This is a genomic window from Psychrobacter sp. GW64-MNA-CIBAN-0177 (assembly GCF_040309585.1).
Classification (GTDB): Bacteria; Pseudomonadota; Gammaproteobacteria; order Pseudomonadales; family Moraxellaceae; genus Psychrobacter; species Psychrobacter okhotskensis.
In genome coordinates, this window is record NZ_JBEOOY010000344.1 from 1 (window position 1) to 262 (window position 262).

The following is a 262-nucleotide window of genomic DNA, read 5'->3' on the forward strand; positions in this document are numbered from 1 at the left end:
TCTTATTACCAGTCAGCTCATAGCCGCCATCGACAGCGCGCGCACGCGTTGACATAGAAGAAGGATCTGAACCCGAATCAGGTTCAGTCAAGCCGAAACAACCGATATATTCACCAGTAGCAAGCTTTGGCAAATACTTCTCACGTTGCTCCTCGGTGCCATATTCATGAATCGGATGCATCACCAAGCTTGACTGCACGCTCATGGCAGAACGATAGCCTGAATCTACCGCTTCGATCTCTTTGGCAAGTAGTCCATAAGC

General features: G+C 49.2%; 1 protein-coding gene. It reads right to left on the minus strand.

The annotated features are described in order from the left end of the window. Positions 1 to 262: acyl-CoA dehydrogenase family protein (locus tag AAEY79_RS15375; RefSeq protein WP_352289387.1), on the minus strand; the 262-nt coding region annotated here is incomplete at both ends.